The organism is Mucilaginibacter sp. (assembly GCF_965200995.1).
Classification (GTDB): Bacteria; Bacteroidota; Bacteroidia; order Sphingobacteriales; family Sphingobacteriaceae; genus Mucilaginibacter.
This window is the reverse complement of the sequence record NZ_OZ241743.1, coordinates 2,408,215-2,425,116: the sequence shown is the minus strand read 5'-3', so window position 1 is coordinate 2,425,116 and position 16,902 is coordinate 2,408,215. Positions and strand designations below refer to the sequence as shown.

General features: G+C 46.1%; 15 protein-coding genes. 3 read left to right on the top strand and 12 right to left on the bottom strand.

Annotated elements, in window-relative coordinates:
* The first annotated feature begins 21 nt into the window (after nt 1–21).
* Nucleotides 22–897, top strand: a complete 876-nt coding sequence (locus ACY652_RS11390; RefSeq protein ID WP_462264495.1) for a transglutaminase-like domain-containing protein — start codon at nt 22–24, stop codon at nt 895–897.
* 115 nt (nt 898–1,012) lie between these two features.
* Here the strand turns inward: ACY652_RS11390 and prfB are convergent.
* A protein-coding gene (gene prfB, locus ACY652_RS11385) for a peptide chain release factor 2 (protein WP_462264494.1) occupies nt 1,013–2,102 on the bottom strand; the annotation gives its coding sequence in 2 pieces (ribosomal slippage) (nt 1,013–2,041 and nt 2,043–2,102; 1,089 coding nt in all).
* Nucleotides 2,103–2,250: 148 nt separating this feature from the next.
* Entirely contained in the window at nt 2,251–2,691 is a 441-nt protein-coding gene (locus tag ACY652_RS11380) for a hypothetical protein (protein ID WP_462264493.1), read from the bottom strand.
* Nucleotides 2,692–2,918: 227 nt separating this feature from the next.
* On the opposite strand from ACY652_RS11380, the gene pgi reads away from it, so the two are divergent.
* Both pgi and ACY652_RS11370 read left to right on the top strand, forming a co-directional pair.
* Nucleotides 2,919–4,565 (top strand): glucose-6-phosphate isomerase, encoded by a 1,647-nt coding sequence (gene pgi, locus ACY652_RS11375; RefSeq protein WP_462264492.1) that lies wholly within the window; start codon nt 2,919–2,921, stop codon nt 4,563–4,565.
* Between the two features lie 249 nt (nt 4,566–4,814).
* Complete coding sequence (locus ACY652_RS11370; RefSeq protein ID WP_462264491.1) at nt 4,815–5,027, top strand: hypothetical protein; 213 nt, start codon at nt 4,815–4,817, stop codon at nt 5,025–5,027.
* Nucleotides 5,028–5,317: 290 nt separating this feature from the next.
* Here the strand turns inward: ACY652_RS11370 and ACY652_RS11365 are convergent, their stop codons facing one another.
* From ACY652_RS11365 to ACY652_RS11320, 10 genes are all read right to left on the bottom strand, one after another.
* Entirely contained in the window at nt 5,318–6,391 is a 1,074-nt protein-coding gene (locus ACY652_RS11365; protein ID WP_462264490.1) for a glutaminyl-peptide cyclotransferase, read from the bottom strand.
* A gap of 8 nt (nt 6,392–6,399) precedes the next feature.
* Nucleotides 6,400–6,768, bottom strand: a complete 369-nt coding sequence (locus ACY652_RS11360) for a YraN family protein (protein WP_462264489.1) — start codon at nt 6,766–6,768, stop codon at nt 6,400–6,402.
* Nucleotides 6,768–8,690, bottom strand: a complete 1,923-nt coding sequence (dnaG, locus tag ACY652_RS11355; RefSeq protein WP_462264488.1) for a DNA primase — start codon at nt 8,688–8,690, stop codon at nt 6,768–6,770. Before dnaG ends, ACY652_RS11360 begins: the two co-directional genes overlap by 1 nt.
* A 220-nt stretch (nt 8,691–8,910) precedes the next feature.
* Entirely contained in the window at nt 8,911–9,501 is a 591-nt protein-coding gene (locus tag ACY652_RS11350; RefSeq protein WP_462264487.1) for a TMEM175 family protein, read from the bottom strand.
* Nucleotides 9,502–9,596: 95 nt separating this feature from the next.
* On the bottom strand, nt 9,597–10,277 hold the full coding sequence (locus ACY652_RS11345; RefSeq protein WP_462264486.1) for a carboxypeptidase-like regulatory domain-containing protein: 681 nt from the start codon (nt 10,275–10,277) through the stop codon (nt 9,597–9,599).
* A 193-nt stretch (nt 10,278–10,470) separates the two neighbouring features.
* Nucleotides 10,471–12,450, bottom strand: coding sequence for a M1 family metallopeptidase (locus tag ACY652_RS11340; protein ID WP_462264485.1), 1,980 nt, complete (start codon nt 12,448–12,450; stop codon nt 10,471–10,473).
* A gap of 315 nt (nt 12,451–12,765) precedes the next feature.
* A complete protein-coding gene (locus tag ACY652_RS11335; protein WP_462264484.1) occupies nt 12,766–13,170 on the bottom strand; it encodes an arsenate reductase in 405 nt (134 codons plus the stop codon).
* Nucleotides 13,171–13,213: 43 nt separating this feature from the next.
* A complete protein-coding gene (locus ACY652_RS11330) occupies nt 13,214–15,649 on the bottom strand; it encodes a TonB-dependent receptor (protein ID WP_462264483.1) in 2,436 nt (811 codons plus the stop codon).
* Between the two features lie 155 nt (nt 15,650–15,804).
* Nucleotides 15,805–16,365, bottom strand: a complete 561-nt coding sequence (pth, locus tag ACY652_RS11325; protein ID WP_462264482.1) for an aminoacyl-tRNA hydrolase — start codon at nt 16,363–16,365, stop codon at nt 15,805–15,807.
* A 67-nt stretch (nt 16,366–16,432) separates the two neighbouring features.
* Nucleotides 16,433–16,795 (bottom strand): four helix bundle protein, encoded by a 363-nt coding sequence (locus ACY652_RS11320; protein WP_462264481.1) that lies wholly within the window; start codon nt 16,793–16,795, stop codon nt 16,433–16,435.
* Nucleotides 16,796–16,902: the final 107 nt, after the last annotated feature.

The following is a 16,902-nucleotide window of genomic DNA, read 5'->3' as shown; positions in this document are numbered from 1 at the left end:
ATATATAAAACTGATTTTGCAATGATTAACCCTACAGAGATCAATTCGCTCATCCACCTGCTGGATGATCCGGATACGGAAATATACAACCATGTACATGAAAAATTATTCAACTATGGGCATACTGCCATCAGTTACTTAGAGTCGGCCTTTGAAGAAGCGTTTGATTCGGTGCAGCAAGAGCGCATTGCCAACCTGGTACACGAGATACAGTTCAGTATTGTGAAGAACGAACTGAAGTTGTGGTACCAGGGAGGCGCCTTTGATTTATTGCAGGGCGTGCTGACTATAAATAAATACCAGTACCCCGATTTGGATGAGCAGAAAGTGATCAATCAGCTTGAGGCCATTAAACGTGATATATGGCTGCAATTAAACAACGAAATCAGCCCGGCTGAGCAAATTAAGCTGATTAACCATGTGCTCTATAACATTTACGGTTTCAGCGGCAACACTACCCACCATCAGGACCCGCAGAACAGCTATCTAAGCCAGGTATTAGAAAGCAAAAAAGGCAATCAGATTTCTTTAGCTATCATCTATTCTGTTATTGCCCAAAAGTTAGATATGCCGGTGTATGGCGTAAACCTGCCGCAACACTTCATCTTAGCTTATGTGGATGAAAGCAATGCCCATCCTGATTTTAGCGATAATGGTGTGCTCTTTTATATAAATGCATTTAACAAGGGGCACATTTTTGGTAAGCGCGATGTGGATATGTTTTTAAAGCAATTAAAACTAAAGCAGGAAGCGCACTTTTACCAGCCCTGCAGCAACGCCGATATTGTGCGGCGTATCCTGCGTAACCTTATCAGCGCTTATGAGCAGTCAGGGTCTGCTGAAAAAGCATCAGAGCTGAATGAGTTATTAGAGGTATTAATCCCTTTTACCTCCTAAAGGAAAAACGGGGGTTGTTGGCATATACCATATAATCATCAAATAGAAACAAAAAAGCAGCATAATCAACCTAAAAATGGCATTATGCTGCTTAATTACGCTTTAAAATCAATAATTATTTACTTCCGCCAAACTCCATTAAATAGGCCTTTAAAAATTCGTCCAGTTCACCATCCAGTACCGCCTGGGCATTTGAAGTTTCATGGTCGGTACGCAGGTCTTTCACCAATTTATAAGGGTGCAGTACATAGTTACGTATCTGCGATCCCCATTCAATCTTCTTTTTATTGCCTTCAATAGCATTGCTGGTTTCCATGCGTTTACGCATTTCTATTTCATACAACTGCGATTTCAGCAGCCGGATGGCGTTTTCCTTATTTTGCAATTGCGAGCGCGATTCCTGGTTTTTGATGATGATGCCCGAAGATTTGTGGTATAAACGCACGGCTGTTTCTACCTTGTTCACATTCTGCCCGCCTGCACCGCCCGAGCGAAAGGTTTCGAACTCAATATCGGCAGGGTTCACTTCAATCTCTATTGTATCATCCACCAGCGGGTATACGTATACTGAGGCAAAAGAAGTATGGCGCTTGGCATTGGCATCAAACGGCGATACGCGCACTAACCGGTGCACGCCATTCTCCCCCTTCAGGTACCCATAGGCAAAATCGCCTTCCAGTTGCAGCGTAACGGTTTTTATACCGGCTACATCGCCCTCCTGCGAGTCCTGCTCGGTAACCTTGTAGCCATTCTTTTCGCCCCACATAATATACATGCGCATCAGCATACTGGCCCAGTCGCAGCTTTCGGTACCACCGGCGCCGGCAGTAATCTGCAAAACGGCATTCAGCTGATCTTCCTCGGCCGAGAGCATATTTTTAAATTCCAGTTCCTCAACCGCGGTAATTGCATTCTCATACTGTTCTTTCATCTCAGCCTCGGTAGCATCGCCTGCCTGGTAAAATTCAAACAATACCTGGGTATCATCTACCACTGCCGCTACTTTGGTAAAGGCATCCGTCCACACTTTTCTAACCTTAATGGCGGCAAGCACCTTTTCAGCTTCTTTAGGCGCATTCCAAAAATCGGGGCCAATGGTTATCTCTTGCTGTGCAGCAAGCTCTTCAAGTTTGGTATCAATGTCAAAGATACCTCCTCAGGGAAGTTACTCTATCCCTTAAATCCTGTACTTGTTCTTTAGTCATAAGGGCAAAGATAAGGTTTTATATAAAGGTAAAGGAGTTGAAATCAGTTGCGCAAGCCATCAGAATGTGCCTGAACTATTTACACACGAAAAGGGCCTGCTTTGCTAAGCAGGCCCTTTTGTATATATCAATTACCACTACGCTAATGCTATGCAGCCACAATCAGCTGGTGTACCAGGCTGCTCAAATCGCCGTGGTTGCCATTCAGGGCAGATAACATTGAGCTCAGTGCCTGCTCCGGATTTTGATCTGTGCGTGATTGCTGTACCAATTGCTGCATAACAGGGGGAATCAGGCCTTCTGCAGCCGTGTGTGCGGATGCCGGGTCAATATCATAATACTTGTTCAGCTTGTTGGCAAAACGGTTAATGATACTGGTGACCAGCGATGTGTTCTTTACCCCGGTAAGCTGAAAAAATTTGATGAGCTCATTTATTTTACCGCTTTCCATCTGGGCTTTCAGCACTTCTATGATGGAACTGGAAGCTTCATTAACTGCAGCTTCGCGATGTTTGGCAGGAATTACAGGGTTTTGCAAAATTGCATTGCCAGCGTTGCTTTTTACAAGCAAGAAAAGTTTTTCAAACATAGTGGTAGTATTAGTTATTAATGTTAATTAAACTGTTAGTTAGCCGCAGGTAAAGCACAAATATAATGTTACCCTTTTTTTACATTCGAAACCAAATGTTGGTTCTATTGAAAATACTATTAACAGATAAGTGTTAAATATACATTACTTCAAATGTGTTGAGTGAACACCTGTGAAGTTTAAAATTTATACAATAATTGGTTTACTTTTGCCCAAACTGTTCAATTATGCTGCCAAATATTAATTTTACTACCACCGAAGCCTATCAACATCTTACCGATTATTATACACAGTTTACTGCTGTACAGATGAAAGACTTGTTTGCTGCTGATAAACAACGTTTTGAAAAATTTTCTGCCGGCTTTGAAGATATCTTACTTGATTATTCGAAGAACCGCATTGATGATAAGGCTATCGGTTTATTAGTACAACTGGCTAAAGAATGTAGCTTAAACGAGGCAATAACCGCCATGTTCAGCGGCGAAGTTATCAACGCTACCGAAGGCCGCCCTGTGCTGCATACCGCCCTGCGCAACCGCAGCAACCAGCCAATTTATGCCGAAGGTAAGGATATAATGCCGGAGGTAAATGCGGTGCTGGCGCAGATGCAGAAATTCAGTAAAGCCATCATCAGCGGCGAATGGAAGGGCTACACCGGAAAGGCCATTACCGATGTAGTAAACATTGGCATCGGCGGCTCCGATTTGGGGCCGGTGATGGTTACCGAAGCGCTGAAAGCCTATAAGAATCATTTGAATATGCATTTTGTATCGAATGTAGATGGTACACAAATTGCAGAAACCTTAAAGGGAATCAATCCTGATACTACCCTGTTTTTGATTGCCTCAAAGACCTTCACCACACAGGAAACGATGACCAACGCCCATACCGCTCGTGAGTGGCTGCTCAAAAGCGGCGCCGGAGAGCAAGACATTGCCAAACACTTTGCAGCCCTGTCTACCAATGCCAGGGGGGTAAAAGATTTTGGTATTGATACCGAAAATATGTTTGTGTTTTGGGATTGGGTGGGCGGCCGTTATTCGTTATGGAGCGCCATTGGTTTATCCATCTGCCTGAGCATTGGCTTTGAAAACTTTGAGGAGCTGCTTACCGGCGCCCATGTGATGGATGAACACTTTAAAACCACGGCGTTTGAAAAGAACATCCCGGTTATACTGGCCTTAATTGGCATATGGTACAATAACTTTTTTGGGGCGCAAACCGAAGCCATTTTGCCTTATGACCAGTACATGCACCGCTTTGCTGCCTATTTTCAGCAGGGCGATATGGAAAGCAACGGCAAATCGGTAGACCGTAACGGCCACCGGGTAGATTACCAGACCGGCCCTATCATCTGGGGCGAGCCGGGCACCAACGGGCAGCACGCATTTTACCAGCTTATTCACCAGGGAACCAAGCTTATCCCCTGCGATTTTCTTGCGCCTGCACAAACCCACAATCCCATAGGAGAACATCATACCCTGCTGCTGTCTAACTTTTTTGCGCAAACCGAGGCGCTGATGAACGGCAAAAGTTATGACGAAGTAGCCGCCGAACTTAAAGCATCCGGTAAAACGGATGATGAGATTGAAAAACTGGCGCCGTTTAAAGTATTTGAAGGCAACCGCCCGACCAATTCCATACTGGTGAAGAAAATCACACCGCGCTCGTTAGGCTCGCTGATTGCCATGTACGAACATAAAATATTTGTACAGGGCATTATCTGGAACATCTATAGCTTTGACCAGTGGGGTGTGGAGTTAGGCAAGCAACTGGCCGGCAAGATACTGCCCGAGCTGCGCACTGAAGATGAGGTAAACTCTCACGACGGCTCTACCAATGGGTTGATCAACAGGTACAAGGCATGGCGGTAACTTTGCTTTAGCAACCCCTTTCATAAACGCCGGAAATTAATTCTTTCCGGCGTTTATTTTTATACTAAGATTTAAATCATCTGACTTTGCTACCATCATAAATATATCTTACTTACACCTTTCAACTATGCACAAATCATCTAAATTCAATACCTTTTTATAGCTGCATTTTTTCTATTATTCGTTTCATCCCGCGCTACACTTGCCGATAAATCCCGCGAAGTAAATACCAATGCCCTAAGAATTGGCATGAGTAAGGATGAAGCACAGTTGGCGTTAAATAAAAAGCCTTACGAAGTAGTAGCAGCCCGTAACGATACTTACAGCCATGCCACCATAGAAGTGGTGCAGTATACCGGCTATAACAATAACAGCGCTGAAGAAAGCTACTGGCTATATTTCTTAAACGGCAAACTTGACCGCTGGGAACGGGCAGATGGCAAGCGTACCCCCATCATTTAAACAACGAATAACAAAGCGGTCATTTTGACCATAGGGAAAATATTTGACATTAGGTATAAAGCTAACCCAACCGTGTCATTGCGAGGTACGAAGCAATCTCGTCGCAAACATAGCGAACATGCTACGGGATTGCTTCGTACCTCGCAATGACAACTGGTGTTTGTACGCTGTTCGACAAATACATTTAAGGGCAGCCTTATACCTAATATCAAGGATTTCTTTCTACGGTCGAAACGAGCTGTTTAATACAAGTCTTATTTCTTGTCTATTATCTCCGGCTTCTGAAACACTTACTTCTTTACAAGTTTAATCTGGTACAGGTGCGGCCATTTTTTGCCGGTTACAAACAGGCGCTTACCCTGTGCATCCCAGGCAATGCCGTTGAGCACATCTATGTTGGAGCCATCGGCATCGCGTTGCTCCTGCGGGTATAATGTAGTTAAATCTATCCGCCGCACAACAGCGCCTGTTTTGGGATCAACAGCCACAATGTTGTTGGTTTGCCAAATGTTAATGTAAAACAAGCCGTCAATAAATTCGATCTCATTCAGGTTGTTCACCGGCCCTTTATCGTCGTATACATCAATTTCACCTCCTTTACGGTAATTATCCTTATTTAAAATAACAATCTGGTTAGTTCCGGTAGTGGTGGTATACAACTGCTTGCCATCATTGCACAAACCCCAGCCTTCTGCACCAGCCTGGTAGGGAAAGGTGGCTAACTTTTTTAAGGTTTTGGCATCATACACAAATCCAACTCTGTCCTTGTAAGTAAGTTGTATCAGCTTGCCATCAATCAGCGTAATACCCTCGTTAAATATCTTAGGGTCGCCATCCAGCTTTTGCACCGGCTTACCCGTAGCTACATTTACCTTGCGCAGGGTGGACATCCCTTCACCCGTAGCAGGCGTACCGCCATCGCTTTCATAGAGGTAACCATCATGATACTCCAGTCCTTCAGTAAACGAACTGGTATCATGCGGAAACGTTTTTACCACCTCAAATGTGTATTCTTCGGGGATTTTGGCAGCAAGCAGGGTAATATTAGTGCTTACCTCCTGCGGTTTACCCCCTGAAAATAAGCGTGCGGTAATTACCCTTGGCCCCAAAGGCAGTCCATCGGTTTTGATGGTAACGGCGGCAGAATCCTTACCTGATGCCACCCGGCTGGAATCGAGCAGGTATACTACCGAATCTACCTTTAAACCGGCAGGATAGCTTACCTTAACCGGCACCGGCGCACCGGATGCGTATGTAGAACCTGCCTCCGGGCTGATAGAAAGCTGCGCACTATCGTCCTGATTATTTTTGCAGCTGCCAGCCAGCAATACGGCGGCCAGCACATATATCAATTGTTTTTTCATGAATGGGGTTAGAAGGCTAACGGCCAAAACGCATCTTTAATATGGTTTAAAGTAAAGTCTTTTTGCGCGTTAAACAAAATGGCGATGATATCAAAACGTATTTCGCCGTTATAATTGTTCAGATATATATACTCGTTGGCAGCGCCGGCCAGCAGCTTTTGTTTGCGGGCATTTACAAAGTCTTCGGGCTGGCCATAGCGGGCGCCGCTGCGGGCTTTTACTTCTACAAATATGAGCCTGGTATCTTTTTTTGCAATCAGGTCGACTTCTGCCTTGCCGCATACCCAGTTTTGGGCTACAACCTCATACCCGTATGCTATCAAATGCGCTTTAGCCAGTTCCTCCCCCCTGCGGCCCAGTTCAAGGTGCTGCGCCATTACTTAATAATTACAGAGCCTAAGTAATCGGTTATGGTCTTTTCTACTTTTTTGAGGTGGATATACTGGCTCATCAGTATTTCCTGATCATCGGCAGTTTCTGCTTTCTGCAAGGCCAGGCGTATATTCTCTAATATTTTTCCCACCTTTTGCTTTTTTAAGTGAAATATAGCACCCAGTATGGTGCCTTTCATATTGCCCTGCTCATCATGCACTATAATTTTGTGCATTTCATACCAGTTCTCGCTCAACGTATATTTGGTAGAAATCAGGTCGACCGCAAGGTCAACAATGGGCCGGTCTTCACTGTGTATAAAGTACTGCTCCTCCGGCAGTTCGCCGTTTTCTACCTGCGCCTTGTAAATATCTACAAAACGCCTGCATACCTCATGCTCAAATTCCACATCGCTCAACTCAGCAATCATAAACGGGCCGATGTAGGTATTGGCAATACCATCCCAATCAATAATGCGGTTACCGTATAATAGCAGCAGCCTGATAATTTCGCGCTCCTGCGGTAAACCATCGTTAGAGGGCTTTAATGGCGGTTCTGCAATCAGTTGGTCGGGCGGCGCTTCCTCTGGCAGTAATTGGGGCTGCTGGTAGTTCTTTTTGGCTTTAGCCAACCGCATTTTGTTGAGTTCGCTCAATAAAATGCGTTCGTCAATTTGCAGCTGCTGGCTGCACTCGCGTATAAACACCGAAGCCTTAATGGAATCGGGTACCTTGGCAATGCTCTCTACAATCTCACGTATCACCTCGGCCCGCCTTATAGGGTCGCTACCCGCCTCTTTGAGCAAGATGCCGGTTTTGTACAGAATAAAATCTTTCCTGTTCTGGTCAATATAGGTTTTAAAGGCGCTGCTGCCTACCTGGCGCACATAAGAATCGGGGTCGTGCCCATCGGGGAACAGCACTACCTTTACGTTCAGTCCTTCTTCTAAAATCAAATCCAGCCCGCGCAATGAAGCTTTAATACCGGCCGCATCGCCATCATACAAAATGGTGATATTTTTGGTAAAGCGCCCGATCAGCCGTATCTGCTCTACCGTAAGCGAGGTGCCGGAGGAAGCCACCACATTTTCGATACCTGCCTGGTGTACGGACAGCACATCGGCATAGCCTTCCACCAAATAGCAGTTATCCTCTTCCCGAATGGCCTTTTTGGCGAAGAACAAGCCATAAAGCACATTGGATTTGTGGTAGATCTCCGACTCAGGCGAATTGACGTATTTGGGAACCGACTTTTCGGTTTTCAGCGTGCGCCCGCCAAAGGCGATAACCCTGCCGGTGAAGCCGTGTATCGGAAACATTACCCGGCCGCGGTAACGGTCATACATGGAGCCATTATCCCGCTTAACCGACAGGCCGCTTTCTTCTAAATATTCCGGCTGGTAGCCCTCTTTAATGGCCTGACCGGTAAAGGCCTCCCATTGGTCGGGCGAGTAGCCCAGTTCAAATTTCTTAATGATTTCACTGCTGAAACCGCGCTCTTTAAAATAGCTTAAACCAATACGCTTACCTTCATCAGTTTCCAGCAAACTCTGGTGGAAATATTTGGCGGCGTAGCCGGATACAATCATCAGGCTCTCGCGATGGTTTTCCTCTTCGCGGTTCTCCGGCTTATCCTGCAGCTCCTCAACCTCGATGTTGTACTTTTTGGCCAGCCATTTCAGCGCCTCGGGGTAGCTGAACTTTTCATGCTCCATCAGAAAAGTAACTGCGGAGCCGCCCTTGCCCGAAGAAAAATCTTTGAAGATGCCCTTAGCCGGTGATACGGTAAATGATGGCGTCTTTTCGTTGGCAAACGGCGAAAGGCCGATAAAATTGGCACCCCGCTTTTTGAGCTGCACGAATTCCCCTATCACCTCCACTACGTCGGTGGCTTCCATAATACGGTCAATAGTGGGCTTGGTAATCATCTCTTCGGCAGTTCAGTATCGCAGTACAAAAATATATAAAATTGCAGTTAAGCATTTTAATATTAAATGAAGATACTTAAGAATGGTTGAAAATCAGGGCGTATACTTTTCAACAGGTTATTAACATACAGGAGCGCATGTAAAAGCGATGCATAGCGCTTATAAATGAAATGGAAAATTATAGACTGGGTTTTTAATGGATATTATTGAAGATTCGCCTTTACAGCTGTTCCTTTTCGGAAAACAGAATGCGCTCCACGCGCCTGTCGGGAATAAACCACATTAGCGCAACTAATATATAAATGGCCATACTGATAGCCGTATTTACAAAAGCCAGCCCTACGGCAAGCAGGTATAACAACACCGACAATGCCCCTTTAAGATCCTTACCGAAAGCACGTGTAATTACCGAATCTTTACCGGCCATTTGCATCAGCAACCGTGCCAGCACAGTATAGGCTGCACCGCACAATAGCAGCACTACGCCATATAATACTACCGGCCACCGGGTAAAATGACTTTCGCCCAGCCAGTCCGTTACAAACGGAACCAGCGAAAGCCAGAATAACAAATTGAGGTTTGCCCAAAGCACCATGCCGCTTACCTTACCGGCGGCATAAATCATGTGGTGATGGTTGTTCCAGTAAATACCTACATAAACAAAGCTAAGCATATAGCTCATAAACCGTGGCAGTATGGGAACCAAATCAGCCAAATGATCGCCATGCGGCACTTTCAGCTCCAGTACCATTATGGTAATGATAATGGCAAATACACCATCGCTAAAAGCTTCGAGGCGGTTCTTTTTCATAAGCCCTGGCTGAATGCTGCTGCTATAACTGCTAACTGCCTTAAATTAACAATGAAAGCTATAATTACCTGTACCACTGCCACTTATATTGCAGTCTATTGCAGTGTTAATCTTTGCTGGTGCCGCTTTTCTTCGGGCAGCGCCTGCCATTTTTTGTAGGCATCATTTACATATACGGCCAGCGAAGGGCCGGTATTGCTGCGCAGAAAAGCGTATGTTGGCCGGTAAAGCGTAATGAAATCGTCTAAATCCTGCCCGCGCAAAGGCACCAGGCTGCCTACATACAAGCGGCTGAATACAGAGTCCACATGGCGTTCCTGTACCTCGCGTTCAAAGTAATGCTTTAAACGCCGGGCCTGTTTACCATCCCGGCCAAACCAGCTGCTTGGCGACAGTGCATACACCTTACTGCGCTGGTACACTTCAGGATACTCGGCCTGCGGATTAAAACGCGGGGCAGCCCTGATCGTTACTTCGCGCAAGGCAATACTCAGCGACCGCATTTCTATGCGCCTGGTAAGCAGATTAATTACATACAAGGTATCGGAAGTATAACCGGGCGAAGAAAACACCAGGGTATGCCCTACCGCCGTGCGGATGGCAAACTCGCCCTTGGTATCAGTCAGCGTATTCTGGCGGCTGTTTAAATCACGGATAAAAACATCCGTCATTTTGTTTTTTGTCCCCTCTTCTACTACCGATCCCCGCAGCGTTTGGGCTTGTACAGAGGTAACGATAAGGCAACTGAATAATATTAAAATGTAGCTGAGTTTCATAAGCAGTTATACCGATACAACCCCGATGCTGAAAAAATAGTTTGCACATTGCGCTGTTAAATACCGATAAAACGGTTTAATTTTTCCTTTAAAGTTTATAAAACGCCATAAACGGCAATTACAGACCAAAAAAAAGCGCCGGTACTGTTAATTAGTACCGGCGCTTTTTATAGTTGCTAAAATTTTAGAGGGCTTACTTATTCCAGACATTGTTAGCCGGGTTAGAATCCGGGAACACATGATCGGGATCATAAGTTACCGACTCAATTTCTTCTGTGGATGGGTAATGGAACGTCCAGCTGCTGTTGCGCATCCAGATGTCAACCGGCAGTTTCACCCTATCGGTCTTGCCGCTTTTCAGCTTCACTTCCAGCACCACCGGCATAACCAGCTTGTCCAGGTTACTGATGGTGATCAAGGCCCCTTTGGAAGCGTCATTGTCTGTATATTTAACACCATCTACTGCTACATCCAGTTTCCAGTTATTGATGAACCAGCCGCGCCACAGCCATTCTAAACTCTCGCCGCCTACATTCTCCATGGTACGGAAAAAATCATCCGGCGTAGGGTGCTTGTAAGCCCAGCGGTTGATGTAACTGCGGAAGGCATTATCAAAGCGTTCGGGGCCCATCACCTGCTCGCGAAGCAGCACCAGGGCGATGCTCGGTTTGGTATATAATAAGGTTCCGATATTTGCTTCCTTCATACCGGCAGGCTCGGTTAGTATCGGCTCAAGCGCCGGGCCGGTGATGTAGGGTGCAACACGGTTCATATCCATTTTGCGCTTAGGTGCATACTCGCCGTTGTTAAAATCAGCAGTTGAAAGCGTATTGATAAAGGTATTGAAGCCCTCATCCATCCAGCCATATAACCGCTCGTTAGAACCAACGATCATCGGGAACCAGGTATGGCCAAACTCGTGGTCGTTTACACCCCATAAGCCACCGCCTTTACTGCGATAGCTGCAGAATACAATGCCCGGATACTCCATACCGCCAATATTGCTGGCAACGGCGGTAGCCGCCGGATAAGGATATTCAAACCATTTTTTGGAGTTGTATTCAATAGATTTCTTCACGTATTCAGTAGAACGGCCCCAGGCACTGGCACCGTCGCTCTCTACCGGGTAGGCAGATATCGCCAGTGATTTCTTACCGCTGGGCAGCATCATTTTAGCTGCATCCACAATAAAGGAAGCCGATGAAGCCCAGGAAGCATCGCGGGCATTGTTAATTTTAAAGTGCCAGGTGAGTTCCTTTTTACCGGCCGGGCGGGATGCCGCCTGCGTAACTTCGGCAGCCGAACGGATCACTACTGTTTTCTCGCTTTGCGCAGCCTGCGCCCAGCGTTTCTGCTGCTCAGGCGTATATACTTCTGCCGGGTTCAGCAACTCGCCCGAGGCTACCACAATGTGATTGGCGGGTGCGGTAATATTCAGGTCGAAGTTACCATACTCTAAATAAAATTCACCCGGGCCATCGTAAGGATGGGTATTCCAGCCCATAATATCATCATATACGCACATGCGCGGGTACCACTGGGCAATGGCAAATATCTTTCCGTTCTGGGTGGGCTGCACACCGGTACGGTCGGCGCCGTAATCGGGTTCGGTAAAGGCAAATTCAATCCTGATTTTTACCTGGCCGCCGTTAGCAGCCATACCGGCAGGCAAAAACAACTGCATACGGGTATCATCAATTAGGTACTTTACCTTGGTCACTACCTTGTTGCTTTCTACACTTACCGATTTAATGGTATAGCCGCTGCCGTTCTGCCCGTTGGCCTTACGGTAACGGCCGCCTACCAGTGGGGTAATGGCTGCCCCGCGCGAGTCGGGTTTAAACAGGTTCTGGTCCAGCTGCATCCACAAAAAGCCCAGTTTTTGCGGGCTGTTGTTGGTATAGGTAACCGTTTCGGTAGCGGTAATTTCGCTGGTTTGGTCGTTCAGGCGGGCGGCTATGGTATAATCGGCCCGGTTTTGCCAGTATTTTGGCCCCGGCTCGCCGCTGGCTGCACGAAACTCATTGCCGGCACGGGTGTAAAACAAGGGCGAAAAGGTTTCCTGGTAATTGTAATTACCGGTGGGGGCCGGCGTTTGCTGGGGCTGTGCCTGTACAAGCGCAGCAGCGGCCGTAAAAGCCAGCGACAGGCCGGCCGAGAGGTATTGCTTCATTAGTGTGAGGTTGTTTTGATAAATAGCAGTTAATGAAACAATAATACTATTATTTGGGGTAAGTTAACGTAAGTAATCTTAAAGTTACCTTGTAAATATCCTTCCGGAAAGGAAACTTATCAGGGAATACAGTGCAGTGTTATTCGTCTCTCCCCCGGGAGGGCAGGGAGGGGTTTGTCCATTATTGATCTGTGGCAGCAAGTACAACATGCGGGACGTACTCTTTTTTGGCTTGCCCTTATATTCTTTCTTTGTAAATCTGATTAGCTTGATGTAGAAACCCCTCCCTACCCTCCCGATGGAGGGACAACGATATTATTGCTCTAATTGCTTTATGTATAGTAGTTTTTCTTTATATGCTTCCTCATCAAAGCCAAAAAGCAGTTCGCCGTTATGCTCAACTACCGGGCGCTTGATCATGCTGGTTTTTTGCTGCAGCAAGGCCAGCGCTTCGGCGCTGCCGGTAATGGTTGCCTTTACTGCCGGGTCCAGTTGTTTCCAGGTAAGGCCCTGCTTGTTTAAAAACTTTTCGTAGCCTGCCTTGCTATCCCATTCCTGCAATTTTTCGGGTGCGATACCCAGCTTCTTGAAATTATGAAACTCATAAGACACGTTGTTGGCCTTTAGCCAATCTATTGCTTTTTTAACTGTATTGCAGTTGGGTATGCCGTAAACTTTCATGGCTGCAATATTAACAGCTTCGGTTGCCTTTAATGCCAACGTTTTACGCTTTTATCCAAAAATTTATTGGCTGCTTCTTTTACTAATGGCTGTTGCCGCTGCTCACATCATCATTCTGGATACCTTTTTTGTTTTTCCTGATCTCACTGTTCAGCTTGCCGAATTTGTAGGTAAAGCCGATAAAGAAATTACGGTAAGGATTATAATTACGGTTAACCGTGTAAAAATCTGGGGTGCGGGTAAAAAAATCGATATTGTTATACTTACTGAAAAAATTATTTGCTGATATATCAATAGAGGCTTTACCCTTTAATATATCTTTTGAGCCACTCAGCCCGTATCCAACGTAATAATTATCTACGCCCTGCAACAGCACGTACCGGCTATCGAAATTCATATTAAGCCCGGCCCTTAAACCCTCCTTAAATTTGTAGCTGGTATAGGAAAAAACATGCCCCTGGTAACCGCTGTTGCTGATAAAGGCGCCGTTATAGGTACCGGTTACCCATACCCGCATCAACTCGGCATTCAGGTTCACATTCAGCTTTTTGGTAACCGGGTTATTGGTATTGGCATCAAAGCCTAAAGCACGCCGCTTACCCGCATTCAGGTAGGTGGTGTACGATACCGCATCGGGCAAAATGGTAGTTACACTTTGCACGGTGCGGTTGGTAATGGAGTAGTTTACGCTCAGGTTGATAGAGCCTTTGGCAAAGTTGCTGTAATTCAGCTCTACATTATTGGTAGTGGCCGGCCGCAGGTTGGGGTTACCCTGGCTAATGTATTTCACATTAGAACTATCCACAAACGGGTTAAGCTGCCAGATACCCGGCCGCTGTATACGCTGTGTAAAACCAGCGGTTAAACTGCTGCTTTTAAAGCTGCGCTGCACTGATACCGAAGGAATGAGGTTGTTATAATCCTGGTGGATGGCCGTATTACCAGCCGAGGCAAAGTTGGCGTCTACCCCGGTATGCTCTACACGCAAACCGCCTTTAAACGACCATTTTTCCAGCTTAAGCGCATAAGTGTTGTAAAGGCTCAATACATTTTGCTTGTAGTCAAAGTTATTATCCTGCTGGCTGTTCCTGCTATAAGCATTCAGGGCGGGGTTGAAATTATCACTGTAAAAATTGCTGTAATTATTGCGCAGTATGGCCTTGCCGCCGCCTTCAATGCTCAATTTTTTGTAGGGATGCGCATAATCAGCCTGCAGCGTATGCTCGCGGCTGCCCGAGTTATTATACTGCCGGTAGTTGTTTTGCGGGTTGCCTACCAGTGCGTTAAACATAGCATCGGTAAATTGCTTATTGCCAAAGTTGCTGTATTTGTACGATAAGGTAAGTAACTGTTCCTTGCTGCGTTTAAAGCCCAACTGGTAATTAATGGCGGCATCGGCACCATTGTAGGTACCTTCGCCGCTGTTGACCTGCCGGTAACTGAGGGTGGGCTGCATAGCGCCGTTCAGCTGGGCAGTTACCTGGTCAAAATTTTGCAGATTTTTACCGTTATAAAAGTTGTAGGAGCCGGTTAATAAATTCAGGCTGTCTGCTTCGTAACTTAGTTCGGCGCTGCCATACGTGTTGTGGCCGCCGTTGGCCCGGCTGCCGTTTTGCAACAGCGAAGAAGTAGTAGCCCCGGTAGCGGCATCAAAAAACGTGGTAGAATTTTCAAAGGGTGTGGTTATATTATTCCTCCGGTTATAACCGATGTAACCATTTAAACCGAATTTACCCTGTTTTACCGTAGCGTTAAGATTGACACCCGGCCCCCAAACGCTGTTATAACGCGCACTGATGTTGCCATTATAGCCCTGGTCGGCGTTCTTTTTGGTGATGATGTTGATGATACCGGCCAGCCCCTCGGCATCATACTTGGCCGGCGGCGTGGTGATGACCTCAATTTTTTCGATGTTACTGGCGGGCATGGCCTTCAGCACGTCGGACGGGTTACGCGCCATCAGGGCTGATTCTTTACCGTTGATCAGGATCTTGTAATTGTCCTGACCGCGCAGCTTGATGTTATTGTTACCATCTACCGACAGCATGGGTACCTTACGCATCATATCCAGCACGGTTAACGATTTTGATTCGGGGTCGTTCTGCACACTGTATCCAATGCGGTCAACCTCCTGCTTCATGATCGGCTTTACCGCCGTAACCGATACTTCTTTAAGCTGACTACTGGATGGACTAAGTATAATCCTGCCTGCATTAAAGGTTTGGTTTACAGTATTAATGGCAATATATTTGGTTTGATACCCTACAAAGGCCAGTGCCAGCTGGTAATTTTTGGCAGGTATGTTCAATAGCTCGAAGCTTCCGTCGGTTTTGGTGAGTGTGCTTTTTACCGGCTGGCTGGTTTGTGCATCGCGCAGGGCAACGGTTACATAATCTAAAGGCTTGTTGGTAACCGAATCGATAACCACACCATGGATGGTGATGGGTTTGGCCGGTGTTTGTGCCTTAACGCTGAATACGGACAATAAGCAGCATAATACCAGTAAAAGTTTCTTCATGTGTGATAAGTGTATGATGAACGAACCGCAGGCCCTTCACCCGGCAGAATCATCAATAAGACGTTGCCTTACGATTATACGTTGCATTGCACCGGCCATAAAACAGCAGTTCGCCTGAACAATAGCTTAACTCACTTACTGTCAAACGCTTAAAATTACTTATTAAATTTAGTCATGGTAAGTTCGGTACCAATGGTGGCAAAACTCTTGATCATTTCGATGGAACGGTCGATCAGTGCCGGCAGCTCCGGCTTTTCATCATCATCAAAACCGCCCAGCACATAATCTACCTGCCGGCCCTTCGGAAAATTGTCGCCTATACCAAAGCGCAAACGCGCGTAATTGTTATGGCCCAGGGTAAGCTCCATGTGCTTTAAGCCGTTGTGCCCGGCGGCGCTGCCCTTGGGTTTAAGGCGCAGGGTGCCTAATGGCAGAGCCAGGTCATCTACCAGCACCAGCACATTTTCAATGGGGATGCGCAGCTCCTTCATCCAGTAACTTACCGCCTTGCCGCTCAGGTTCATGTAGGTAGTGGGCTTAATCAAATGCAGGGTGCGGCTTTTGTAGGGTATCTCGGTATAATACGCCAGCCGCATATTATAAAACTTATTGTTCTCCTGCTTCACCAGTTCATCCAGTATCATAAAGCCGATGTTGTGGCGGGTGTCGGCATACTCCGGGCCAATGTTGCCAAGGCCAACGATGAGGTATTTCATTTGTGGGATTAAGGATTGAAGGATAAAAGATTAAGGACTATGATTTTTTTAAAGGACAACACCAAATTTATGCTGCTTTTAAGTTTTCCGAAAATGCCGGGATTTGCCTTTGCAAGGCACGTAGTTCACTTAAAATTACGTCATAGTCATAAGATGCAGAAAGCCCGCACTCACTTGCAATTAACAATTGCGTTTCCAGTTCAAATGCCGAGCCTAAACTGATGCAAAGAAACCGGGAGAACTCTTTTTCTGACTTTCTGGCCGAACCTTCAGCTATATTTGAAGGAATAGAGATGGCGGCACGGTAAAGCTGACTTGAAATACCGGATTTATGCTCCTTAGCAAAACCTTGCGTTAACTGGTAAACTTCTTTAGCCAGCTTAACAGAATCTGACCAAATGGTTAACTGCCTGAAATTGTGCTTTAACATATCTTAAATTCAAACCCAAATCAAAGGTGATCTCCCATTTATTTACAACACAAAAATAATCCTTTGTCCTTCCTCCGAAAGTCTTTTATCCAAAAAAAACGGCAGTG

Bases quoted from the DNA above. Each gene is read 5' to 3' on its own strand.
- ACY652_RS11330 (WP_462264483.1), bottom strand. From the start codon at position 15,649: ATGAAGAAACTTTTACTGGTATTATGCTGCTTATTGTCCGTATTCAGC.
- ACY652_RS11365 (WP_462264490.1), bottom strand. From the start codon at position 6,391: ATGAAAAAACAATTGATATATGTGCTGGCCGCCGTATTGCTGGCTGGC.
- dnaG (WP_462264488.1), bottom strand. From the start codon at position 8,690: ATGATTACCAAGCCCACTATTGACCGTATTATGGAAGCCACCGACGTA.
- ACY652_RS11390 (WP_462264495.1), top strand. From the start codon at position 22: ATGATTAACCCTACAGAGATCAATTCGCTCATCCACCTGCTGGATGAT.
- ACY652_RS11360 (WP_462264489.1), bottom strand. From the start codon at position 6,768: ATGGCGCAGCACCTTGAACTGGGCCGCAGGGGGGAGGAACTGGCTAAA.
- ACY652_RS11320 (WP_462264481.1), bottom strand. From the start codon at position 16,795: ATGTTAAAGCACAATTTCAGGCAGTTAACCATTTGGTCAGATTCTGTT.
- pth (WP_462264482.1), bottom strand. From the start codon at position 16,365: ATGAAATACCTCATCGTTGGCCTTGGCAACATTGGCCCGGAGTATGCC.
- ACY652_RS11350 (WP_462264487.1), bottom strand. From the start codon at position 9,501: ATGAAAAAGAACCGCCTCGAAGCTTTTAGCGATGGTGTATTTGCCATT.
- ACY652_RS11370 (WP_462264491.1), top strand. From the start codon at position 4,815: ATGAGTAAGGATGAAGCACAGTTGGCGTTAAATAAAAAGCCTTACGAA.
- ACY652_RS11345 (WP_462264486.1), bottom strand. From the start codon at position 10,277: ATGAAACTCAGCTACATTTTAATATTATTCAGTTGCCTTATCGTTACC.
- ACY652_RS11380 (WP_462264493.1), bottom strand. From the start codon at position 2,691: ATGTTTGAAAAACTTTTCTTGCTTGTAAAAAGCAACGCTGGCAATGCA.
- ACY652_RS11340 (WP_462264485.1), bottom strand. From the start codon at position 12,450: ATGAAGCAATACCTCTCGGCCGGCCTGTCGCTGGCTTTTACGGCCGCT.
- pgi (WP_462264492.1), top strand. From the start codon at position 2,919: ATGCTGCCAAATATTAATTTTACTACCACCGAAGCCTATCAACATCTT.